We start from the raw sequence: 21,847 nt of genomic DNA, 5'->3' as shown, positions 1-21,847 counted from the left end.
TGGCCAGGCTGATCATCACCTGCAGCTGGGTTCCGTCGCCCTCCTGCAGGGTCGCGAAGCACAACTTGCCCGAGTTGCGGGCGAACACCACCCGCCCCGCGATGCCGACGACGTCGCCGGTGGTGGTGTCGGCGACCAGGTCGGGGTACTGGGCCCGGATCTGGGCGAGGGTATGGGTGCGCTGCACCTCCACCGGATAGGGGTCGCGGCCTTCGGCCAGCAGTCGCGCCCGCTTGTCGCGGCGGATCCGGAACTGCTCGGGGAGGTCGGATTCGTCCTGCGTATGGCGGGAGATGTCGGCGGAGCTCACGACCCGCCAGCTTAGAGGAACAGGGCAGCCAGAACGAAAAGCCGACGGCCGTCAGCGCGCCGGGCGCAGCCTGCCGCGCTGGTTGTTGCGGTTGCGTTCGAACACCAGCCGCAGCCCGTCCAGGGTGAGGTTGGGGTCGTGGTGGTCGACGGTCTCCAGATCGGCGAGCAACAGCGGCGCGGAGTGGCCGGTGGCCACCACGGTCACGTCGTCGCCGGCGCTCGCGGCCTCCTCGCGTACGCGGCGGACCAGCCCGTCGACCAGCCCGGCGAACCCGTAGATCGCCCCGGCCTGCATGCATTCGACGGTGTTCTTGCCGATCACCGAACGCGGACGGGTGAGTTCGACCCGCCGCAGTCCCGCAGATCGTGCCGCTGCGGCGTCCGAGGAGATCTGCAGGCCCGGCGCGATGGCGCCGCCGAGAAATTCGCCCTTGGCCGAAACCACGTCGACGCAGATCGACGAGCCGAAGTCGACGACGATGGCCGCCGTCTTGAACTTGTGGTGGGCGGCCAGTGCGTTGACGATACGGTCGGCCCCGACTTCCTTGGGGTTGTCCACCAGCAGTGGGATCCCGGTGCGCACACCGGGCTCGATCAGCACCGCCGGGACCGCGGGCCAGTATTGGTCGAGCATCAGTCGCACCTCGTGCAGCACCGAGGGGACTGTGGAAAGCGCGGCGACACCGGTGAGCTGTTCGCCGTCATCGCCGATGAGACCGTCGAGGGTCAACGCCAGCTCGTCGGCCGTGATCTCCGCCTCGGTGCGGATCCGCCACTGCTGCACCACATTTGCGTGCTCACCGGAACCGGTTATGAGGCCGATGACGGTGTGGGTGTTGCGGACGTCGATCGCCAGCAGCACGGCTAGCGCACGCTTCGGGGCGAGAGCAGATCGGAGACGTCGTCGGGCACGAAAGCCGGGTCGTCGCCGAGATCCACCTGCTTGTTCTCGGCGTCGACGAACACGATCCGCGGGCGGTACTGGCGCGCCTCGGCGTCCTCCATGGTGCCGTAGGCGATCAGAATCACCAGGTCCCCGGGATGCACCAGATGCGCGGCCGCACCGTTGATCCCGATCACGCCGCTGCCCCGCTCGCCGGTGATGGCATAGGTCACCAGTCGGGCGCCGTTGTCGATGTCGACGATCGTCACCTGTTCGCCTTCAAGCAGGTCGGCAGCGTCCATCAGGTCGGCGTCGATGGTCACCGAACCCACGTAGTGCAGATCGGCGTGGGTGACCGTGGCACGGTGAATCTTCGACTTGAGCATCGTCCGAAACATCAATTCCTCCGGGTTGATACGGGAAATACATCCGAACCGACCGACGCCGCCTCTGCGTCGATGGGACATCCGAGGGTGATGGCCGCGTTGTCGAGCAACCGGGTGGTGCCGACTCGGGCGGCGATCAGCAGCCGCCCGGGACCGTGCGCGGGCGCCGGGCCCAGGTCGGTGCCGCGGACCTGCAGGTAGTCGACGTCGACGCCCTCCACCGCGGACAGCACCGCGGCCGCGGCGTCCAGCGCCGCCTGGGCGCCGTCGGCTGCCGCGCGCTCACCGGCGGCCAAGGCGGCCGACAGGGCGGTCGCGGCCTCCCGCTGGGCGGGGTCGAGGTAGCGGTTGCGCGACGACATTGCCAGGCCGTCGGCTTCGCGCACGGTGGGCACACCCACCACCGTCACGTCCAGGTTCAGATCGGTGACCATCTGGCGCACCAGCACCAGCTGCTGATAGTCCTTCTCCCCCAAGAACACCCGGTCCGGATTGACGATCGAAAGCAGTTTGGCGACCACGGTGAGCATGCCGGCGAAGTGGGTCGGGCGTGCGGCGCCTTCGAGTTCGGCTCCCAGCGCGCCCGGGTTCACCGCGGTGCGCGGACCGTGCGGGTACATCGCGGCGGCGGTCGGGGTGAAAACCAGTTCGACGCCCGCGTCGCGCAGCGCGGCCAGATCCTGGTCCAAGGTGCGGGGATAGGCCTCCAGGTCTTCACCGGCCCCGAACTGCAGCGGATTGACGAAGATCGACACCGCCACCACCGAGCCGGGCACCCGCTGCGCCGCTGCGACCAACGACAGGTGGCCCTCGTGCAAGGCGCCCATGGTCGGCACCAGCATGACCCGGCGACCGGTGGCGCGCAGGGCACGGCTGACGCGGGCGACGTCGTCGGGCCGGTCGTAGACGTTGAGTCCACCGGCGGTGAAGGTGGGCCCCGGGCCCCGGTGCGGGTGGGAGCTCATCGCGCCAGAACCTCCAGTACGTCGTCGGGTGCACCGGCCCGGTGCGCGGTGCGTAGCGCGTTGGTCCGATAGGCCTCGGCCAGGTCCGAATCGACGCCGGTCAGCGCCCGCAGATGCCCGGCCACGGTCTTGGAGTCGCCACGGGCCACCGGCCCGGTCAGCGCTGACCGGCCGTCGCGCAGGGTGTTGGCCAGCGCTGCACGCACCAGCGGTCCGAGCACCCGCTCGGCGATGCCGTCCGGGTCCTCGGCCATGCCGGAGCCCAGCCGCGCGGGCAGCGCCGCCCGCAACGCCGTCAGCGCGTCATCGATCACCGTGACCACGTGGTTTCCGCCGTGACACAACGCGGCGTGGTAGAGGGTGCGCGCGGTTTCGTCGACCCGAAACGGTTCAGCGCCGATCTCACAGGTCAGCGCCTCGGCGACGGCGAAGCCGACCTCGTCGGCGGCGGTGATGCCGAAGCAGCTTTCCGGCAACCGGTCGATGTCCTCGTCGGAGCCGGTGAAGGTCATCGCCGGGTGGATGGCCAGCGGCAGGCAGCCCTGTTCGGTCAACGGCGCAAGCACCCCGATCCCGGTGGCGCCGGAGGTGTGCACGACGATCGTTCCCGCCCGCACCGCGCCGGTGGCCGCCAGGCCGGAAACGATGCCGGCCAGTTCGGTGTCGGGTACGGCGAGCAGGAGCAGTTCGGCGTCGGCCGCCACGTCGGGAGCCGGCAGCACCAGGCTGTCCGGAAGGCGGCGCCGGGCCCGTTGCCGGGACTCCTCGGAGATGGCGCTGCACGCGACCACGACGTGCTCGGCGCGCTCGAGCGCTACGCCCAGGGCGGTGCCGACGCGGCCGGCCGAGATGACGCCGACCTTGAGCCGGGCGGGCCGCAGTCCGTCGAACTGCGCCATGCAGACGACCTCACAGGTTCTCTCGATATTCGTTCCAGTCCCGCTCTGCGGGTACCGGACGGTCGCCGGAATTCTATCCCGATCCGCGGCTGCCTCGACAGTGACGTTGGTCGCAGTGCCTGCCGGTCACTCTTCGCGGCGGCGGCGCCGACGGCCCTCGACGGGCCCCTGCTGTAGGCGGGCCAGCAGATCGGCCACCGACTGACCGCCGGTACCGGGTTCATCCGCGTGGCCGTGCCGTCCCTGGGGGGCAGCCTCGGGTTCGGCCTCCGGCGATCCGACGGCCGCCCCTGCCGGGGACTCGACCGGCGGGAGCCGGAAGTGGTCGCCGTCCGATTCGGCAGCGTGGCGCGAGCGCGCCCGCCGGCGCCCCTGCCCCTCAGGGCGTGCCGGCTCCGCGCCGCTGTCGGAATCGGCTGGGCCGGCGTGGCGACCGTGCCTGCTCGGCCTCTCCTCGCTGCGCTCCGGCGCGGGCCGCCGGAGCGACTCTGCCGTCGCATCTGCCGACCAGTTGCTGCCCGGCGCACCGGGGGGAAGCCACTCCCCTTCGGCACCAACAGGTTTCCAGCTGGGCGCCGAGGACGTAACCCAGGGCGGTGGCGGCGGTGGTGGTGGTGGTTCGGGCTCGCGGCGTGTTTCGGCAGCGACGAAGGGCTGTGGCGGCTGCGCCCAGCCCTCGGCGGCCGGTGGCGGCGCGTTGTCCTCGGAGGCCCGGCGGGGCGACTCGTCCGCCCTGCGGCGATGCGAGCCACGGCGGCCCTCGGCGTACGAGGGCGCCTGCGGGGACACCTGGGGTGATTCCTGGGCCGGGGTGCTGCCGGCGGCCGGAATCCGCACCTCCGGTACGTCGATGATCGGATTCTCCGCGGTCGCGGTGACCGAATCCGGCGGATAGCCGGTGGCGGCCGACGACGGGGCGCGCGCGGGTCCGCCGGGAGCGGATTCCGCGCCCGAACGCGCCCAGTCGCTGTAGGCACGAACCGGAGTGCGCTCCGGCTCGAGAGCCGGCCGCTGGCTCAGGTCTGCGTCGAACAGAATCTCCAGGTTGGTGCGCAGCGCTGCCAGCTCGGCGCGCAGCGCCGCGACCTCGTCGGCGGCCTGCGCGCGCAGCTCGGAGGCCAGCTCGCGGCGCAGCTGGGACTCCACCGTGAGTTCGTACTCGCGCCGCGCCGAGATCTCCCGATCCAGTTGCAGGTCATAGACCAGTTTCAGGTCGCGGGCGCGGGCCTGGTCGACATCGCTTTGCCGCCGATAGATCACCGAGACGAACGCCGCCGCGACCGCAGCCCATAGCGCGATGATGACCGCGAGCTTGAGCAGCTCCACCCGGTTGGTGAACACCAGTGCCGAACTGGCGGCGATCGCCAGGATCAGCAACGCCGTCATCAACGTCCAGCCCGGCCTGCGGCCTCCACGCCGACCCGGGGCGCGGAACAGGACCGAATTCATCTGCGCGGCTCCACCTCGTCGCTTCGTCCCGTTTCGTCGCTGGCGCGCATTGCCCGACTGTACCTGGGCGTGGTCAATCAGCGTGTCGCCCCGCACCGGCGATTCTCACCCGGGTTGATTTCCGGGCAGCTCTGTGGGCGAGCCCGGATCGTGCGGCGATTTACAGCAATTCTGCAGCCACAACGCCGCGATGAGCAGCGCCAGGGCGCTGACCGCCGCCACCACCGCACCCGAGGTGTCCTCGGCGGCGACCTGCAGGGTGGAACGGCGCGGCAGCAGGTAGCCGAGCACGCCCAACCAGAAGCCCAGCACCAGCGACCCCATCCACGCCGATGCTTTGGCCACCACCACGGTGCGCGCCACCGCCAGCGGATGCAGCCGCCCCGCCCCGGCACCGATCTGACCGTCGGCGATCTTGCGTCCGACGTAGCGGCCCCAGCCGGCTTCGGCGATCGCGACCGCCAGCAGCGATATGCCGGTCCACACCGTGATCGGGGGAAACCACCGGTACAGCAGCGGGACCGCCAGATAGCTCAGGATCGCGACGGCAACCGCCGCCGCGGTCACGTCGCGGGTGCGGGTCGGCCCCATCAGTTGCTCCCGACGCGCGCCGGCCACTCCCGGCGGTGCAGCACCAGATCCGTCAACGCCACCCCGTCCCGCTCGGCGGGATCGAGGTCATCGAGAAGGTCCTGCACCGCCCGCGACCGGTCTCCCACGGTCAAGCGCGCGTCCGGTTCCACCGACAACCAGGGCACCAGGACGAAGGCGCGCAGGTGGGCCCTGGGATGCGGCAGGGTCAGCTCCTCGTCGTCGGAGCGCACCGGCATGCCGTCGGCACGCCGGCAGCTGATCACGTCGACATCCAGGGTTCGCGGCCCCCACCGCTGCGTCCGCACGCGTTCGGCCCCCTGCTCCAGTTCGTGCGCCCGGCGCAGCCACTGCCGCTCGTCGGCGGCCGGGTCGTCGACGACGAGCACCGCGTTGAGGAAGGGGCCCTGTGGCACGCCGCCCCACGCCTCGGTCTCATATACCCCCGACACCGCGCGCACCGCGCTACCCAGGCCGTCGACCGCCGACTGCATCCACGTCAGTCGGTCCCCCAGGTTGGAGCCGATGGACAGCACCGCGCGGCTCACGCCGGGACCACCCTGCCGCGCCGGTCGCCCCGCGAGCGCCGTGCCACCACCGCCACGTCGGCGAAGGTCAGGGGAATGGGCGCCTGCGGTTTATGCAGCGTCACCTCCACGGCTTGCACCCGCATGTCGCCCATCACCTCCTCGGCGATCTCGGCGGCCACGGTTTCGATCAGATCGCGCGGCGGCCCGGCGACGATGTCCGCCGCGCGCTGCGCCAGCAGACCGTAATCGTAAGTGTCGGACAGGTCGTCGCTGGCCGCGGCGACGGTGAGATCCATCCAGACGGTGATGTCGACGACGAAATCCTGGCCGTCGGCCCGTTCATGGGCGAACACCCCGTGGTTGCCCCGCACCGTCAAGCCGCGCAACTCGATCCGATCAGTCACCGGCCCCGCCTCCTTGCCTCCAGGCTTCGACGACTCGAAGCGCATCGGCCGAGGCCCGCACATCGTGCACCCGAACGCCCCAGGCTCCGTGTAGGGCGGACAGGGCCGAGACCACCGCCGTGGCCGTTTCGCGTTCGTCAGGCGACCGCGGCTTGCCGTCCTCGCCGGACAGCAGCGTACCGAGAAACCGCTTGCGGGACGCCCCGATGAGCACCGGCATACCGAGTTCGACCAGTTGCGGCAATCGGTGCAGCAGCGCCCAATTGTGTTGTGCGGTTTTGGCGAAGCCCAGCCCGGGGTCGATGATCAGCCGTGCCGGGTCCACGCCGGCGGCCACCGCCGCGGCGACGGCGGCGAGTAGGTCCTCGCGCACCTCGGCGGCGACGTCGCGGTAACAGGGCACGCGATGCGGGTCTTCGGGGTCGACCGGGCGCCAGTGCATGAGCACCCATCGGGCTCCCGACGAAGCCACCAGCGGCGCCATGTCGGGGTCCGCCGCTCCCCCGGACACGTCGTTGACGATCGTGGCACCGGCGTCGAGCGCCGCCTCGGCGACGGCGGCGTTCATGGTGTCGATGCTGACGGTAATACCGTGGTCGGCGAGTTGTTTCACGACCGGAACGACGCGCTGCGCCTCTGCCTGCGGATCGACGCGCACCGCGCCGGGGCGGGTCGACTCACCCCCCACGTCGATGATCGCGGCGCCTTGGCCCGCCAGGTCCAGGCCGTGCTCGACAGCACGATCGAGGTTGAGGTAGCGCCCGCCGTCGGAGAACGAATCGGCGGTGACGTTGACCACCCCGACGATCTGGACGCGTGTCGGGCTCACTTGCGCAGGATGAGTTCCAGGGCCTCAGCGCGCGACGTGCTGTCGGATTTGAACTGCCCCCGAACCGCAGAGGTGGTGGTTATCGCACCGGGTTTGCGCACTCCCCGCATCGCCATACACAGGTGCTCGGCTTCGACCACCACGATGACTCCGCGCGGGTCGAGCTTGCGCATCAGCGCGTCGGCGACCTGCGCGGTCAGCCGCTCCTGCACCTGGGGCCGCTTGGCGTAGAGGTCGACCACCCGGGCCAGCTTGGACAGGCCGGTGATCCGGCCGTCGTAGCCCGGGATGTAGCCGACGTGTGCGACGCCGTGAAAAGCCACCAGATGGTGCTCGCAGGTCGAGTAGAGCGGGATCTCCTTGACGATCACCAGCTCCTCGTGCTGCTCGTCGAAGGTGGTCTCCAGTACCTCGTCCGGATCGGTGTAGAGCCCGGCGAACATCTCCCGATAGGCCCGCGCCACCCGAGCCGGGGTGTCGAGCAGGCCCGCCCGGTCGGGATCTTCGCCGACGGCGAACAGCAGCTCGCGTACGGCAGCCTCCGCGCGCGCCTGATCGAAAATTGCCGACGACATCGTCGACCCCGCTTTCTCAGTCACCCGACGGCTGCTCGGACCGATTCTTCTCGGCGCTGCGACCGCCGCCGTCGGCCTCACCGGACGGTACCGGCGGTGGCGGCGGCTGGCCGCCACCGGGGTACGGCTGGTGCTGCTGATACGGCGGGTACTGCGGAGCGGGCGGGTAACCCTGCTGCGGCCAATGCTGGGGCGGATACCAGTAGCCGCCCTGCTGCGGGGGCTGCGACTGCTGCTGTGCGGGCGGCCAGCCGGGTGCCTGCCAGCCCGCCGGGGCGCCGTAGTCGGGCTGGGTGGCCGGCGGCACGGCGTCGCCGCCCGCGGGCACACCGTTGCTTCCGTTGGGGCCGGCCTCGGCCGCCCTGACCGCCGCCTCCCGCGTCGCCTGGGCGATGGCCGCCTTGAACGCCGGTTCGGGCTTGGGCTGCGGCCACGGTTCTCCGCGCTCCATCGCCAGCTCGCCGGGGGTCTTGATCGGCGGCTTGTCCGACGGGGTACGCCCACCGAAGTCGTCGAACGCCGTCAGCCGGGGCCGCTTGACGACGTCACCGAAGATCTTCTCCAAGTCGGCGCGGTGCAGCGTCTCCTTCTCCAAGAGCTCGCCGGCCAGAATGTCGAGGACGTCGCGGTACTCGGTCAGGATCTCCCACGCCTCGGTGTGTGCGGCTTCGATCAGCTTGCGCACCTCGTCGTCGATGTCGCGGGCCACTTCGTGGGAGTAGTCGGGCTGCGTGCCCATGGCCCGGCCGACGAAGGGGTCGCCGTGGTTGCTGCCGTAGCGGACCGCGCCCAGCTTGGCGCTCATGCCGTACTCGGTGACCATGGCCCGTGCGACCGCGGTGGCTTTCTCGATGTCGGAGACCGCGCCGGTGGTCGGCTCGCGGAACACCAGTTCCTCGGCGGCGCGCCCGCCCATCGCGAAGACCAGTTGCGCGATCATCTCCGAGCGGGTACGCAGCCCCTTGTCCTCTTCGGGCACCGCCACCGCGTGACCGCCGGTGCGGCCACGGGCCAGGATGGTCACCTTGTAGACGGGGTCGATGTCGGGCATCGCCCAGGCCGCCAGGGTGTGCCCACCTTCGTGGTAGGCGGTGATCTTCTTTTCGTGTTCGCTGATGATCCGGCTCTTGCGGCGGGGACCGCCGATCACCCGGTCCACCGCCTCTTCCAAAGCGGCGCCGGTGATCACGGTGCCGTTCTCGCGCGCGGTCAGCAGTGCCGCCTCGTTGATCACATTGGCCAAATCGGCGCCGGACATGCCCACCGTGCGCTTGGCCAGGGCGTCCAGATCGGCGTCTGGTGCGATCGGCTTGCCCTTGGCATGCACCCGCAGCACCGCACGCCGCCCCGCGATGTCGGGGTTGGTCACCGGGATCTGGCGGTCGAAACGCCCGGGCCGCAGCAGGGCGGGGTCGAGGATGTCGGGCCGGTTGGTGGCCGCGATCAGGATGACCCCGGCCCGCTCACCGAAGCCGTCCATCTCCACCAGCAGCTGGTTGAGGGTCTGCTCACGCTCGTCGTGGCCGCCGCCCAGCCCGGCCCCGCGCTGCCGGCCGACCGCATCGATCTCGTCGACGAACACGATGCAGGGGCTGTTCTGTTTGGCCTGCTCGAAAAGGTCCCGCACCCGGGAGGCGCCGACACCGACGAACATCTCCACGAAGTCCGAGCCGGAGATGGTGAAGAACGGCACACCGGCCTCACCGGCGACCGCGCGGGCCAGCAACGTCTTGCCGGTTCCGGGCGGCCCGTAGAGCAGCACACCCTTGGGGATCTTGGCGCCCAGCGCCTGATACCGGCCCGGGTTCTGCAGGAAGTCCTTGATCTCGTAGAGCTCCTCGACCGCCTCGTCGGCGCCGGCGACGTCGGCGAAGGTGGTCTTGGGCATGTCCTTGCCCAGCTGTTTGGCGCGCGACTTGCCGAAGCCGAATCCCATCCGGGCGCCGCCCTGCATGCGCGAGAACATCACGAACAGGCCGATCAGCAACAGCATCGGCAGCATGTAGATCAGCAACGAGCCCAGCAGGCTGCCCTGGTTCACCGTGGTGTTGATCTCGGCTTTTTTGGCGGTCAACGCGGTGTAGAGCGGAACCGCATACCCGGTCGGGTACTTGGTGATCAGTTTGTCGACCTTCTCCGACCGGCCGGACTTGTCGGCCTTGCCGGACTGACCGGCCACTTCGACGCTGGTGAGCGGGTTCTTGAGCACCAGGCGCAGCTGTTGCTCGCGGTCGTCGAGTTGAGCGCTCTTGACGTTGCCGCTGTGGATCTGGGCCACCGCGACGGAGGTGTCGACCGGCTTGTAACCGCGCGTGTCGTCACTGAAATAGAAGAACGACCAACCGAGCAGCAGGATCACTGCGATCGCGGTGACGGTTCGGATCACATTTTTGCGATTCATCAGACATCGGCCGGACGCGGCCAAATCCTTCCAATTACATGCAGCTGGGCATGTTCAGGCTACCGTCCCCCGGCACAAACGGGCCCAGGGCGGCCACCGCAGACCCACTGAACCCTGTTCCATCCCGACCGGGTTGTGGTTTGGTGTGACGGTGTCTCCGGCAATCCAGCGCGCAACCGAACGTTTCGTCGACACCAACGGCGTGACCCTGCGGGTCACCGAGGCGGGCGAGCGGGGCGCACCGGTGGTGTTGCTGGCGCACGGATTCCCCGAGCTGGCCTTTTCCTGGCGACATCAGATCCCGGCGCTGGCCGATGCGGGTTTCCATGTGCTGGCCCCCGACCAGCGCGGCTACGGCGGCTCGTCGCGGCCGGAGGAGATCGCCGCCTACGACATCGCTGCACTCACCGGCGACCTGGTCGGCCTGTTGGACGACGTCGGCGCGCAGCGTGCGATCTGGATCGGCCACGACTGGGGCGCCCCGGTGGTCTTCAGCGCCGCGCAGTTGCACCCGGACCGGGTGGCGGCGGTGGCTGGCCTCAGCGTGCCGCCGGTGCCCCGATCGCAGGTTCCGCCGACCGAGGCCTTCCGCGCCCTGTTCGGCGAGAATTTTTTCTACATGCTGTATTTCCAGGAGCCGGGGGTGGCCGACGCGGAACTGGCCGCCGACCCGGCCCGGACCATCCGCCGGATGGTGGGCGGCCTCAGTCCCAGCGACCGTGAATCGGCGCTGCTGATGACCGCTCCCGGCCCGATGGGCTTCATCGAGCGGATTGCCGAGCCGGCCGGGCGTCCGGACTGGATCAGCGGTGAAGAACTGGACCACTACATCGCCGAGTTCACCCGCACCGGTTTCACCGGAGGACTGAACTGGTACCGCAACCTCGACCGCAACTGGGAGATCATGTCTAATCCGACCGCCGCCACCATCGACGTACCCACCTTGTTCATCGCCGGGACTGCCGATCCGGTGCTGACCTTCACCCGCCGCGACCGCGCAGCCGAGCTGGTGACGGGTCCCTACCGCGAGGTGATGATCGACGGCGCCGGCCACTGGCTGCAACAGGAACGGCCCGACGAGGTCAACGCGGCATTGCTGGAGTTCTTGGCCGGTCTTCCGACCGGAGCCGCAGCGTGACCGCCCGGCCGCTGCGCTTCGGGGTTTTCATCACCCCGTTCCATGCGCTAGGTCAATCGCCCACCGTCGCTTTGGAGTACGACCTGGAACGGGTGGTCGCACTGGACCGTCTGGGCTTCGACGAGGCGTGGTTCGGTGAGCACCATTCGGGCGGCTACGAACTGATCGCATGCCCCGAGGTGTTCATCGCGGCGGCCGCCGAACGCACCAAACACATTCGGCTGGGCACCGGGGTGGTTTCGCTGCCCTACCACCACCCGCTGATGGTGGCCGACCGCTGGGTGCTGCTGGATCACCTGACCCGCGGGCGGGTGATGTTCGGCGCCGGCCCGGGAGCCCTGCCCACCGACGCGCACATGATGGGCATCGATCCGGTCGAGCAGCGCCGGATGATGCAGGAATCCCTGGAGGCCATCCTGGCGCTGTTCCGGGCCGAGCCGGGCGAACTGGTCACCCGGCATTCGGACTGGTTCACGCTGCGCGACGCGGCCCTGCATATTCGGCCCTACACCTGGCCGTATCCGGAGATCTCCGCCGCCGCAATGGTTTCGCCATCCGGTCCGCGACTGGCCGGCGCGCTGGGAACCTCACTGTTGTCCCTGTCGATGTCGGTGCCCGGCGGGTTTGCCGCCCTGGAGAACACCTGGGAGGTGGTGCGCGACCAGGCGGCCAAGGCCGGCCGCGACGAACCGGACCGCGACGACTGGCGGGTGCTGAGCATCATGCACATCGCCGACACCCGCGAGCAGGCGGTGGCTGACTGCACCTATGGCCTGCAGGATTTCGCGAACTACTTCGGTGCGGCCGGGTTCGTACCGCTGGCCAGCGAGGTCGAGGGCTCACCGCAGACGCCGACCGAATTCGTGGAGGCCTATGCCGCGGCCGGAAGCTGCTGCATCGGTACGCCCGATGACGCGATCGAACACATCACCGACCTGTTGGAGCGCTCCGGCGGCTTCGGCACCCTGCTGTTCCTCGGGCATGACTGGGCCTCACCGGAGGCGACCTACCACAGCTACGAGCTGTTGGCCCGCAAGGTGATTCCGCATTTCAAGGGCCAACTCGCCGCACCCAAGGCCTCACACGAGTGGGCTAAGGGGATGCGCGACACGCTGTTCAGCCGGGCCGGCGAGGCGATCAAGAACGCAGTCGTGGAGCACGTGACCGAGACGGCGCCCCCCAAAACGGGTAATTCACGCTGATGCGCGCAGCGGTGCTGCGTGACGGGCGAATGGTCTACCGCGACGACCTGCCGGAGCCCGCACCGGGTCCGGGCCAGGTGCTGGTGGAGGTGACCGCCTGCGGCATCTGCGGATCGGACCTGCATTTCGCCGCGCACGGCGCGCAGGTGCTGGCCGCAACGCAGTCCATGTCCGGCAGCCCTTCGGCGCAGGCATCGGTCGACTTGGGCGCCGACGTCTTCATGGGCCACGAGTTCAGCGCGAAGGTGCTGCAGGCCGGACCCGCTACGGAGACCTTTCCCGCCGGAACACCGGTCACCTCGATTCCGGTTCTGCTGGGGGCCACGGGCGTCGAGCCGATCGTTTACTCCAACACCACGGTCGGCGGATACGCCGAGAAGATGCTGTTGTCGGCTCCGCTGCTGCTGAAGATCCCCAACGGGCTGGATCCGCGCCACGCTGCCCTGACCGAGCCGATGGCTGTGGGGCTGCACGCGGTCAACAAGTCCGCCATGGCTCCCGGCGAGACCGCACTGGTCCTGGGCTGCGGCCCGATCGGCATGGCGATCATCGCCGCGTTGCGCAACGCGGGCGTGCACGACATTGTCGCTGCCGACTATTCCGCCGCCCGGCGGAAGCTGGCGACGGCCATGGGCGCTCATCGCACCGTGGACCCGGCCCAGGGATCGCCGTTTGACACCGTGAGCCCGAAAGTGATCTTCGAGGCGATCGGCGTGCCGGGCATCATCGACGATGTCCTGCGACGAGCGCCGGTGGGCAGCCGGCTGGTGGTCGCCGGGGTGTGCATGGAACCCGACACCGTGCACCCCTTCTACGGCATCGCCAAGGAGATCAGTGTGCAGTTCGTCTTCGCCTACGAACCGGCGGAGTTCGCCGCATCCCTGCGCGCCGTCGCCGAGGGCGAGATCGACGTGGCGCCGCTGATCACCGGCGAGGTCGGACTCGACGGCGTGGGTGCGGCGTTCGACGAACTGGCCGACCCGGACCGGCACTGCAAGATCCTGGTCACCCCTTAGGCATACGCGACGGCCCGCTGCGCCCGGCTGCGCCGCGCTTGCGACCAACCGCCAGGGCTGATCAGCCCTTAGGGAAAGCGCCGGCCTCGACAAGTTGCCGCGACCACCCGCCGACCAGATCGGCCAGCTCGCTCAGGTCGTCGCCGAGCCGGGCGACGATCGGGGCACATGCGGCGTCGGTCGCGGTCTCGACCGCCTCGCGAGCGGCCCGCCCCGCATCGGTGATCACGCCGTCGCGCGCCAGGCCCCGCTCGGCCAGCCGCGCCTCGCCGGCGGCCAACTCCTCTTCACTCCACGCTCTGGTCCGCACATAGCTGCGCGGCGCCAATCCACGGTAGAGCTCGGTGATCAGCCCGATCTCGACGGCGTCGAATCCGGCTGCGACCCAGGCGTTGACGTGCGCATCGCCGCGGAACTCCCGGAGCCGGTCGGCCAACAGCCAGGCGTCGGACAGCGGGTCGCCGGTCAGCCCGGCGCCCACCAGCCCTGCGAACAGCGGCTTGCCCGCAACCGCGAGGCCCTCCGCGGCGCTGCGCAGCAACTCCACCGCCCGGTCAAGGCCCTCGGGGGCCGCCCCCAGGACGCGCCGCAACTGAGCCGTCGCGCCTTCGGTGCGGGCCGCCCGGATGGTCGGCGCGTCGGTCAGCTTCCAGCCGTAGTCGACGGCGGGAACCACCACCGCCGGATTGAACACCGCGAATGCCGCGGCGATCAGCTCGCCCGGCGCCTGTCCCATCGCGGAGCCGCGGCTGCAGAAGTAGGCCGGCCCGTCCGGCATTTCGACCCCGTCGACGGTCGCCGGGCTGGCGCCGAAACCGAGTGCCGCATAACCACGGTGGCACTCCGGGGAGAAGTAGACCTGGCCGGCGAACGGCTCGATGGCGGCGGACAGTACTCGCGACGGGTCGGAGGTCATCGCATCAGTGTGCCTCATGGATCTTTTTCCGCGGGGTGTGCGTCGACTCCGCTAGGGTTCCTAGCATGCCGACACACAGCGCCCGGACGATTCTCCGCTGGTCGATGACGCTGGCGCTGGTGGGCGTCTCCACGCTCGCCGTGGCCGGTTGTGACGCCGCACCGGGCGGCGGTTCCGACATCGCGCGGCAGGTGACCGTGGTGGGCACCGGCGAGGTCCAGGGCGTCCCGGACACCCTGACCACCGAGGCGGGCATCGAGTTCGTCGCCGGCGACGTCACCAGCGCGATGAACCAGACCAGCGAGCGCCAGCAGGCGGTGATCGATGCGCTGGTGGATGCCGGCGTGGACCGCAAGGACATCAGCACCACCCAGGTCAGCCTGCAGCCCCAGTACGGCAATTCCGACGCCGGCGGATCCCAGACCATCACCGGATACCGGGCCGGCAACACCATCCGGGTCAAGGTCGAGCGCGATTCCGCCTCCCAGGTGCTGGCGGTGATCGTGCGGGCCGGCGGGGACGCCACGCGGATCCACGGCGTGAGCTACTCCATCGAAGACGATTCGGCGCTGGTGCGCGACGCCCGGGAACGGGCTTTCAACGACGCCCGTGACCGCGCCCAGCAGTACGCGCAGCTGTCGGGCCTGCGACTCGGTCAGGTGATCGCGATCTCCGAAGTGGCCGGCGGGGCCGCGCCGCCGGTGCCGGACATGATGCCGATGCCGCGCGCGATGGCGTCAGCGCCCCCGGTCGAGCCCGGCCAGCAGACCGTGAGCTTCACCGTGACGGCAGTGTGGGAGCTGAGCTGAGCACTGCCGTGGACTCGCCGCGTCGGCCGCAGCGAGCCTGACGAGCGGTCCGGCACCGGTTTCTTCTGAGGCGGCGTCCACCGAGACCCGCCGCGCCGGCGAAGCCCTCGGGAACTTTCCCCCCACCGCATCCGACCCATCCTGTGGTGCGGGCTGGTCGCCTGCGGACCATCAGGAAGGAATGACGTAGCGGATGGTGGCGAGTGAGCACGGGTGCCGCCGGTGACGCCGCCTCCGCGGCGCAGCCCTGTCGCCACCGGAATCCGCCGCCGCGCCGTCGCCGTCATTCTCGGCTGGATCGCCTTCGTCGTCGTGCTGAGCACCGTGGTGCCGCCGCTGGAGGTGGTGGGGCAGCTGCGCTCGGTACCGATGAGTCCCGACTTCGCGCCGTCGGTCACCGCGATGAAGCGGGTGGGCCAGGTCTTCGGTGAATACACCTCCGACAGCTCGGCGATGATCCTCCTCGAGAGCCGCGTGCCGCTCGGCGATGATGCGCACCGTTACTACGACACCCTGGTCGGCAAGCTCAAAGCCAACACGACCCATGTGGAGCACGTCCAAGACTTCTGGGGTGACCCACTGACCGCCGCCGGGGCCCAGAGCAACGACGGCAGAGCGGCCTACGTGCAGGTCCACCTCGCCGGCAATCAGGGCGAGACCCTGGCCAACGAGTCGCTTGAGGCGGTCCGCAGCCTGGTCGCCGAGGTCGACGCACCGCCGGGGGTGATCGCCCACATCACCGGCCCGGCGGCTCTGGCCGCCGACGAGCAGGTCGCCGGCGACCACAGCGCGCAAGTCATCGTCGGTCTGACCTTCTTGGTCATCACCACGATGATTCTGTTGGTGTACCGGTCCCTGGGCACCGGGCTGGTGGTCCTGGCGATGGTGTTTCTCGCCCTGGCCGCGGCGCGCGGGGTGGTGGCCTCGCTGGCGTATTTCCACCTCATCGGCCTGACCACCTTTGCGACAAACCTGCTGGTCACCTTGGCGATTGCAGCAGCCACCGACTACGCGATCGTGCTGGTCGGCCGCTACCAGGAGGCCAGGACCGCCGGCGAGGACCGCGAGACGGCCTACCACACGATGTTCGACGGCACGGCTCATGTGATCCTGGCCTCGGGATCAACCATCGCGGGCGCCACGTTGTGCCTGCACTTCACCCGGCTCCCCTACTTCCAGACGCTCGGCATTCCGCTGGCGGCCGGAATGGTCGTTGCCATGCTGGTGGCGTTGACGCTCGGTCCGGCGATGATCACCGTTGCCAGCCGGCGGGGGCTGCTGGAGCCCAGGCGGGCGATGCGGACCCGCGGATGGCGCAAACTCGGTGCGGCGATCGCCCGCTGGCCGGCCCCGGTGCTGGTCGCCAGCACCGCGCTGACCCTGGTCGGCCTGCTGGCCCTGCCCGGTTATCGCACCAGCTACAACGAACGCCGTTACCTGCCCGCGGATCTGCCCTCCACCGCCGGTTACGCGGCGGCCGAGCGGCATTTCTCCACCGCGCGCATGAATCCCGAGGTGTTGCTGGTGGAGACCGATCGGGATCTGCGCAATCCGGCGGATTTCCTGGTGATCGACAAGATCGCCAAGCGGGTTGTACGACAGCCGGGGATCAGCCGGGTACAGACCATCACCCGACCCGACGGCACCCCGCTGAAGTTCAGCACCTTGCCGGCTCAGCTCAGCATGCAGGGCACGCTGCAGGTGCTCAATCAGGGCTACCTGCACGACCGGATGACCGAATTCGGTTCCAGCGCGCAAGATCTGCAGCGCAGCATCGACGCCATGGAGCGGATGCAGCTGTTGATGACCGAGATGACCGCTACCGTGCACAACATGGTCGACACGATGCGTCGACTGGCATCGGACACCTCGGAACTGCGGGATCATATCGCCGACTTCGACGATTTCCTGCGACCGCTGCGCAGTTACCTGTACTGGGAACCACATTGTTTCGGCATACCGGCATGTTGGTCTGTGCGATCGGTCTTCGATGCCCTCGACAGCAGCGATACGCTCAGCGGCGACATCGACCACATGCTGCCCGATCTTGATCGACTCGATGCCCTCCTGCCGCAACTGCTCCGGCAGCTGCCGGCGCAGATCCAGGCGCTGGCGACGACACGAACCACCATGCTGACCATGGCTGCCGCCCAGAACGGCCTGTTGGACCAGACCGCGGCGATGCTGGACAACCAATCCGCCATGGGCGCGGCATTCAACGACTCAAGGAACGACGACACGTTCTATCTGCCGCCCGAGGTCTTCGCCAACACGGAATTCCAGCGCGGCGTGCGGACCTTCGTCTCCCCGGACGGCCACGCCGTGCGATTCATCGTCAGCCACGACGGCGATCCGTTGACCCCCGAGGGGATTCACCACATCGACGGCATCAGACATGCGGCGAAGGAGGCCATGAAAGGCACTCCCCTGGAGGGTTCACAGATCTATGTCGGCGGCACGGCGTCGGTGTTCAAAGACATGCAAGAGGGCAACAACTACGACCTCCTGGCAGTCGGGATCGCCGCACTGTGCCTGATCTTCATCATCATGCTGATCATCACCGGAAGCGCGATCGCCGCCGCGGTGATAGTCGGCACCGTGGTGGTGTCACTGGGGGCGTCATTTGGGCTGTCGATCCTGTTGTGGCAGCACATCATCGGCTTGGAGCTGCACTTCATGGTGATGGCGATGTCGTTGATCATCCTGTTGGCCGTCGGCTCGGACTACAACCTGCTGCTGGTCGCGAGGTTCAAAGAGGAGGTCCACGCCGGGCTGAACACCGGGATCATTCGAGCGATGGGCGGCACAGGTTCGGTGGTCACCTCGGCCGGCGTGGTGTTCGCCTTGACCATGCTGTCGATGGTGGTCAGTGACCTGACGGTGGTGGCGCAGATCGGGACCACCATCGCCATCGGCCTGCTCTTCGACACGCTGGTCATCCGGTCGTTCGTGATGCCCTCGCTGGCCGCTCTGCTCGGCAAGTGGTTCTGGTGGCCGCAGCGGGTTCGGCCGCGTCCCATCCCGGCCCGCTGGCCGGCACCGGTCGAGCGGTTGGAGCACGCCGCCCCGACAGCCCCGAGCGTGCGCTGAGCACGCGCGCGCCGGCCGCGCGCTGCCCGACCGGGCCGACGAGAAAGCGGGCGATTCCTGGAAGGAAACGTCCGCTTTCGTGCTCACCGGCCGAAATCGGCTACGCGTCAGCCCCAACCGTCGGCGAACATGTCCACGAGGTTGACCAGCGACGCGATCAGCCCGACCCCCTCACCGGGCGCGGAGTAGGGCATTCCCATCCCCACCATCTGCAGGTCGAGACCCAGCGAGTTGAAGATCGAACCGCCCACGTTTCCGGCCTCGGTCTCTCCGGGCGTGAGAAGACCACCGAAGTCGAAGCTGGCGCCCAGGACCGCGTTGCCCTCGGGAACCTGCAGGATGTCGTTCAGCAAGGGCACCAGCGCGTCGAGGTTCAAGGTGGCCCCGTTGAAGAACGCCCCGAGCACGTTGGCGGGTGCCGCCAGCAGGTCTTGCAACGCTCCTTCGAAATCACCGCCGCCGAGGGCCTCGACGATCGACCCGATGCTGTTGAGCAGTTCCACTCCCGGGCTGACCAGCGGGCCGATCAGCCCCATCGCGACACCACTCAACGGCGACGACAACAGCGTCAACAACGTCGCCGCGGGTTCCACCGGGTCGATCGGCTGGATACCCATGCCGAACTCCATCCCCGACAGGTACTGCAGGGCCCACAGGTGATTCCAGTCCAGAGTCTGAGCAGCCAAGTCCGAGCCCTCGGGCGTGGCCACGTCCACACCGATGAACGTCGCGGCGGCGAACTGTCCCTCCAGAGTGTCGGCAAACCCGGCGAGTGCGTCCTTGACGGCGTCAAAGACCTGCGCCCCGTTGGCCACTGTCGTATTGAAGACGTCCACCCACGGCCCGAACGGGTCGATCGAGGCGGCGAGTTGCACCTGCGGCGCTGTCGTGATGATCGGCAGCGCGGGGACGGCGGGGCCCGCTGCGCACATTCCGGCAACGGCTAAGGCCGCCCCGGCGACGATGCCGCCGGAGCGGCTGAGCTGAACTGCGCTGCCCTGAGAGGGACGTAACTGTGTCATGCCTAAGAAGTCGACCGAACATGAAAAAAGTTCCTGACTTCGGCAAGAAATGCCGACCAGTCCACAGCGGATGTGCCGAAGGTCACATCCGCTGTGCGCCAGGGCCGAACACGCCGACGACGACGGCTCAGCCGAATTCGACCAGGTTGGTCGGGGCACGGAATCGACTCAGGACCCGGGAACGGTAGACCGCCGCAAGTGCCTTACCGAGCACTTTGCCTCGCCCAGCCGGCACGCCGAGCTCAGAGACGGCGCGTACGCCGGGTATCGCGCGCAGCGCGTCGTAGTCCTCGGCCGTGAACCAGAACGGCATCGGCGGTGCCGTGTAGTTCTGGCTGAGCCTGATCCCGCGGCGTGAGCGTGAGTAGGCGCTCAGCAGCCGCGGGACACTGTCGAAGATCATCCGGCCGCCGGGAAACCGCTGGGCGCAGGCGGCGATCAGACCGAAGGCCGCGTCACGATCCAGGTACTGCAACAACCCCTCGGCGGTGATCAACACGCCGGCGGAGTCGTCGACGAGGTTCATCCACGAGCAGTCCAATGCCGACTGCGCGCAGTACCGCAGTCGTTCGGATGCCGGCAGCAACCGGCGACGCAGCGCGATGACGGGTTCCAAATCCACCGAAAGCCAGTTCAACTGGCCATTGTCCACCCGCCAGAAGCTCGTCTGCAGGCCGTCGGCAAGAGCTACGACGGTGGCGCGCGGATGCACCGACAGGTATGCGCGGGTGGCCTGATCGAACACCAATGCCCGCAGCGCGGTGGCCTGGTGGGTCCTGCCGAAGTCGGCGAAGTCGTAGTCGAGGCTGTTGCGCAATTCGATCGCCCAGGGATCCTCGATCACCCCGTCGGGCCGTTGTGCCTCCGCTGCTCGTTGATACAGGGTGAGCAGGGCGGTCTCCGATACCCCGTCGAGGTGGCGGGCGTCAATGACTGGCACGGCCTCAGACCGTACCCGCCATGCCGCGTTGCGCGCTGCGAGAAACCTAACGGCGGTCGAGCGGAACTTTTTGATCATCGTGTCCGACCACCTCGTCGGCGGGGAATCGCCCCGCTTCGCGCGCCGCGCAGCCCACAGCAATTTAAGGAGGTGCCATCCTGACCGCCCCGATCTGGATGGCCATGCCTCCGGAGACTCACTCGGCAATGCTCACCAGTGGTCCGGGCCCGGGCTCCCTGTTGGCGGCCGCCGCGCAATGGCAGCAGCTCAGCGCCATCTACGACGACACCGCCGCCGAACTGGCCCAGCTCCTGGCCGCCGTGCAGGCCGGCCCCTGGCAGGGGCCCAGCGCGGCTGCCTACCTGGCCGCACACGCGCCGTACCTGGCGTGGCTGGAACAGGCCGCTGCCGCCAGTGCCGCGACGGCCGCGCAACACCAGACGGCCGCAGCGGCATACAGCGGCGCCTTGGCCTCGATGCCCAGCCTGCAAGAGCTGGCCGCCAACCACGCGATCCACGCGGTGCTGGTCGCCACGAACTTCTTCGGGGTGAACACCGTCCCGATCGCCGTCAACGAGGCCGATTACACGCGCATGTGGGTGCAGGCCGCTGAGACCATGTCGGTATATCAGGGCACCACCGCCGCGGCGGTCGCAGCAGCCCCCCGGATCCCCCCTGCCCCGGCTATCGTCGCCGGCCCGGCCGAGGACTCCTCGACACCCAGCGGTGGCGACGGTGACTGGCTGGCGGACCTCACCCGACAACTCGGGAATTTGCTCGGCGCTTCAGGACAGGTCGAGGAGCTGCTGCGGCTGTTCGAGAATTTCTTCGAAAGCCTGGGATTCAACCCGGTGATCGCGGCCTTTCTGGCGGTGGTCGCGCTGATCGCCTACGACATGCTGTGGTATCCCTACTACGCGTCCTACGGGCTGCTGCTGCTGCCGTTCTTCGCACCTGCGCTCAGCGCACTGAGCGCCTTGAAGCTGCTGCCGCTGCTGACCGGTCAGCAGTTCACGGTCGATCACCTGCCCGATATGGTGGCCGCGTCGGTCGGTGACGCAGGTGTGGAATTCCCCGCTGCGGCAGTTGCTGCGCCTGCTGCGGTCGCAGGCTCCTCCGGAGGTGCGGGTGCCCACGCCGGCCCGGCGACCGGCAACGCACCCGCCATCACATCGAGCGCCGAAGCCACGATGTTCGGCTACCTCGTCTCGGGCTGGGGCCCGCCCGGAGTCAGGTCCGGTCCGCCGGGGGACATGCCCGCATCCGACCACGCCGTCGCGGCGAGCCCTGCGACCGCTCAGCGCGCAGCCGTCGCCCCGGCCCGCAGCCAGCGCGTACGACGCGGCAGAGACCGTGCCCGTATGCGCGCCCACCGCTACGAGTTTCTGCGGGCGACCGACGGGGCGGCCCTGTCCACCGGGTCGGGTCCCATCGCTGAGACGCCCGACCCCGTGCCGGCGGTGCTCGCATCCACCCGGGCAACCGGACTG

19 protein-coding genes and 2 pseudogenes are annotated in these 21,847 nt (G+C 69.1%); 6 read left to right on the top strand and 15 right to left on the bottom strand.

Going from position 1 to position 21,847, the window contains the following annotated elements:
* From LI92_RS00400 to ftsH, 12 genes and pseudogenes are all read right to left on the bottom strand, one after another.
* Window positions 1-295 (bottom strand): annotated as a pseudogene (locus tag LI92_RS00400) (lysine--tRNA ligase); the annotation flags it as partial.
* A gap of 66 nt (window positions 296-361) precedes the next feature.
* On the bottom strand, window positions 362-1,174 hold the full coding sequence (locus LI92_RS00395) for a type III pantothenate kinase (protein ID WP_046314874.1): 813 nt from the start codon (window positions 1,172-1,174) through the stop codon (window positions 362-364).
* Window positions 1,175-1,176: 2 nt separating this feature from the next.
* Window positions 1,177-1,593 carry an aspartate 1-decarboxylase gene (panD, locus tag LI92_RS00390; RefSeq protein WP_046314872.1) on the bottom strand — a complete coding sequence of 139 codons (417 nt, stop codon included), beginning with the start codon at window positions 1,591-1,593 and terminating at the stop codon, window positions 1,177-1,179.
* Window positions 1,593-2,546, bottom strand: a complete 954-nt coding sequence (gene panC / locus LI92_RS00385; protein ID WP_046314870.1) for a pantoate--beta-alanine ligase — start codon at window positions 2,544-2,546, stop codon at window positions 1,593-1,595. Before panC ends, panD begins: the two co-directional genes overlap by 1 nt.
* On the bottom strand, window positions 2,543-3,445 hold the full coding sequence (locus LI92_RS00380; protein WP_046314867.1) for a Rossmann-like and DUF2520 domain-containing protein: 903 nt from the start codon (window positions 3,443-3,445) through the stop codon (window positions 2,543-2,545). Before LI92_RS00380 ends, panC begins: the two co-directional genes overlap by 4 nt.
* A gap of 126 nt (window positions 3,446-3,571) precedes the next feature.
* Window positions 3,572-4,894 carry a DUF6779 domain-containing protein gene (locus LI92_RS00375; protein ID WP_046314865.1) on the bottom strand — a complete coding sequence of 441 codons (1,323 nt, stop codon included), beginning with the start codon at window positions 4,892-4,894 and terminating at the stop codon, window positions 3,572-3,574.
* 105 nt (window positions 4,895-4,999) lie between these two features.
* Window positions 5,000-5,485, bottom strand: coding sequence for a DUF3180 domain-containing protein (locus LI92_RS00370; protein ID WP_046314899.1), 486 nt, complete (start codon window positions 5,483-5,485; stop codon window positions 5,000-5,002).
* The gene (gene folK / locus LI92_RS00365; protein ID WP_046314863.1) at window positions 5,485-6,033 is read right to left on the bottom strand and encodes a 2-amino-4-hydroxy-6-hydroxymethyldihydropteridine diphosphokinase; all 549 of its coding nucleotides are present in this window, start codon (window positions 6,031-6,033) and stop codon (window positions 5,485-5,487) included. The genes LI92_RS00370 and folK overlap by 1 nt, the downstream gene beginning before the upstream one ends.
* Window positions 6,030-6,419 carry a dihydroneopterin aldolase gene (gene folB / locus LI92_RS00360; protein WP_046314861.1) on the bottom strand — a complete coding sequence of 130 codons (390 nt, stop codon included), beginning with the start codon at window positions 6,417-6,419 and terminating at the stop codon, window positions 6,030-6,032. Before folB ends, folK begins: the two co-directional genes overlap by 4 nt.
* Window positions 6,412-7,248, bottom strand: coding sequence for a dihydropteroate synthase (folP, locus tag LI92_RS00355; RefSeq protein WP_046314859.1), 837 nt, complete (start codon window positions 7,246-7,248; stop codon window positions 6,412-6,414). The genes folB and folP overlap by 8 nt, the downstream gene beginning before the upstream one ends.
* Window positions 7,245-7,823: a GTP cyclohydrolase I FolE gene (gene folE / locus LI92_RS00350; protein WP_046314857.1), complete on the bottom strand. Its 579-nt coding sequence runs from the start codon at window positions 7,821-7,823 to the stop codon at window positions 7,245-7,247. Before folE ends, folP begins: the two co-directional genes overlap by 4 nt.
* A 16-nt stretch (window positions 7,824-7,839) precedes the next feature.
* The gene (ftsH, locus tag LI92_RS00345; protein WP_046314855.1) at window positions 7,840-10,224 is read right to left on the bottom strand and encodes an ATP-dependent zinc metalloprotease FtsH; all 2,385 of its coding nucleotides are present in this window, start codon (window positions 10,222-10,224) and stop codon (window positions 7,840-7,842) included.
* 163 nt (window positions 10,225-10,387) lie between these two features.
* Between ftsH and LI92_RS00340 the strand changes: the two genes are divergently transcribed.
* Genes LI92_RS00340 through LI92_RS00330 form a run of 3 tightly spaced genes read left to right on the top strand, consistent with a single transcriptional unit; the run spans window position 10,388 to window position 13,580 of the window.
* Entirely contained in the window at window positions 10,388-11,362 is a 975-nt protein-coding gene (locus LI92_RS00340) for an alpha/beta fold hydrolase (protein ID WP_046314898.1), read from the top strand.
* Window positions 11,359-12,564 (top strand): LLM class flavin-dependent oxidoreductase, encoded by a 1,206-nt coding sequence (locus LI92_RS00335; protein WP_046314853.1) that lies wholly within the window; start codon window positions 11,359-11,361, stop codon window positions 12,562-12,564. Before LI92_RS00340 ends, LI92_RS00335 begins: the two co-directional genes overlap by 4 nt.
* Window positions 12,564-13,580 carry a zinc-binding dehydrogenase gene (locus LI92_RS00330; RefSeq protein WP_046314851.1) on the top strand — a complete coding sequence of 339 codons (1,017 nt, stop codon included), beginning with the start codon at window positions 12,564-12,566 and terminating at the stop codon, window positions 13,578-13,580. Before LI92_RS00335 ends, LI92_RS00330 begins: the two co-directional genes overlap by 1 nt.
* 61 nt (window positions 13,581-13,641) lie before the next feature.
* Here LI92_RS00330 and LI92_RS00325 read toward each other — a convergent pair whose 3' ends face one another.
* A complete protein-coding gene (locus tag LI92_RS00325; protein ID WP_052740659.1) occupies window positions 13,642-14,496 on the bottom strand; it encodes an SCO6745 family protein in 855 nt (284 codons plus the stop codon).
* 65 nt (window positions 14,497-14,561) lie between these two features.
* Between LI92_RS00325 and LI92_RS00320 the strand changes: the two genes are divergently transcribed.
* Together LI92_RS00320 and LI92_RS00315 are read left to right on the top strand one after the other, a co-directional pair.
* A complete protein-coding gene (locus LI92_RS00320; protein WP_046314847.1) occupies window positions 14,562-15,305 on the top strand; it encodes an SIMPL domain-containing protein in 744 nt (247 codons plus the stop codon).
* 213 nt (window positions 15,306-15,518) lie between these two features.
* Window positions 15,519-18,395 (top strand): MMPL/RND family transporter, encoded by a 2,877-nt coding sequence (locus LI92_RS00315; protein WP_046314846.1) that lies wholly within the window; start codon window positions 15,519-15,521, stop codon window positions 18,393-18,395.
* 107 nt (window positions 18,396-18,502) lie between these two features.
* Here the strand turns inward: LI92_RS00315 and gjpA are convergent, their stop codons facing one another.
* Together gjpA and LI92_RS00305 are read right to left on the bottom strand one after the other, a co-directional pair.
* Window positions 18,503-19,417 carry an outer membrane porin GjpA gene (gene gjpA, locus LI92_RS00310; protein ID WP_152665281.1) on the bottom strand — a complete coding sequence of 305 codons (915 nt, stop codon included), beginning with the start codon at window positions 19,415-19,417 and terminating at the stop codon, window positions 18,503-18,505.
* A gap of 127 nt (window positions 19,418-19,544) precedes the next feature.
* Window positions 19,545-20,357: a class I SAM-dependent methyltransferase gene (locus LI92_RS00305; protein WP_046314897.1), complete on the bottom strand. Its 813-nt coding sequence runs from the start codon at window positions 20,355-20,357 to the stop codon at window positions 19,545-19,547.
* A 158-nt stretch (window positions 20,358-20,515) separates the two neighbouring features.
* Here LI92_RS00305 and LI92_RS24570 point away from each other — a divergent pair.
* Window positions 20,516-21,346 (top strand): annotated as a pseudogene (locus tag LI92_RS24570) (PPE family protein); the annotation flags it as partial.
* Window positions 21,347-21,847: the final 501 nt, after the last annotated feature.

It is taken from the genome of Mycobacterium sp. UM_Kg1, assembly GCF_000972925.1.
Taxonomy (GTDB): Bacteria; Actinomycetota; Actinomycetes; order Mycobacteriales; family Mycobacteriaceae; genus Mycobacterium; species Mycobacterium hiberniae.
This window is presented reverse-complemented; position numbering and strand designations above follow the sequence as displayed.

Excerpts from the sequence above, each read along its gene's own strand:
- panD (WP_046314872.1), bottom strand. The coding sequence starts at position 1,593 with ATGTTTCGGACGATGCTCAAGTCGAAGATTCACCGTGCCACGGTCACC.
- panC (WP_046314870.1), bottom strand. The coding sequence starts at position 2,546 with ATGAGCTCCCACCCGCACCGGGGCCCGGGGCCCACCTTCACCGCCGGT.
- LI92_RS00380 (WP_046314867.1), bottom strand. The coding sequence starts at position 3,445 with ATGGCGCAGTTCGACGGACTGCGGCCCGCCCGGCTCAAGGTCGGCGTC.
- LI92_RS00375 (WP_046314865.1), bottom strand. The coding sequence starts at position 4,894 with ATGAATTCGGTCCTGTTCCGCGCCCCGGGTCGGCGTGGAGGCCGCAGG.
- LI92_RS00370 (WP_046314899.1), bottom strand. The coding sequence starts at position 5,485 with ATGGGGCCGACCCGCACCCGCGACGTGACCGCGGCGGCGGTTGCCGTC.
- folE (WP_046314857.1), bottom strand. The coding sequence starts at position 7,823 with ATGTCGTCGGCAATTTTCGATCAGGCGCGCGCGGAGGCTGCCGTACGC.
- ftsH (WP_046314855.1), bottom strand. The coding sequence starts at position 10,224 with ATGAATCGCAAAAATGTGATCCGAACCGTCACCGCGATCGCAGTGATC.
- LI92_RS00330 (WP_046314851.1), top strand. The coding sequence starts at position 12,564 with ATGCGCGCAGCGGTGCTGCGTGACGGGCGAATGGTCTACCGCGACGAC.
- LI92_RS00325 (WP_052740659.1), bottom strand. The coding sequence starts at position 14,496 with ATGACCTCCGACCCGTCGCGAGTACTGTCCGCCGCCATCGAGCCGTTC.
- LI92_RS00320 (WP_046314847.1), top strand. The coding sequence starts at position 14,562 with ATGCCGACACACAGCGCCCGGACGATTCTCCGCTGGTCGATGACGCTG.
- gjpA (WP_152665281.1), bottom strand. The coding sequence starts at position 19,417 with ATGACACAGTTACGTCCCTCTCAGGGCAGCGCAGTTCAGCTCAGCCGC.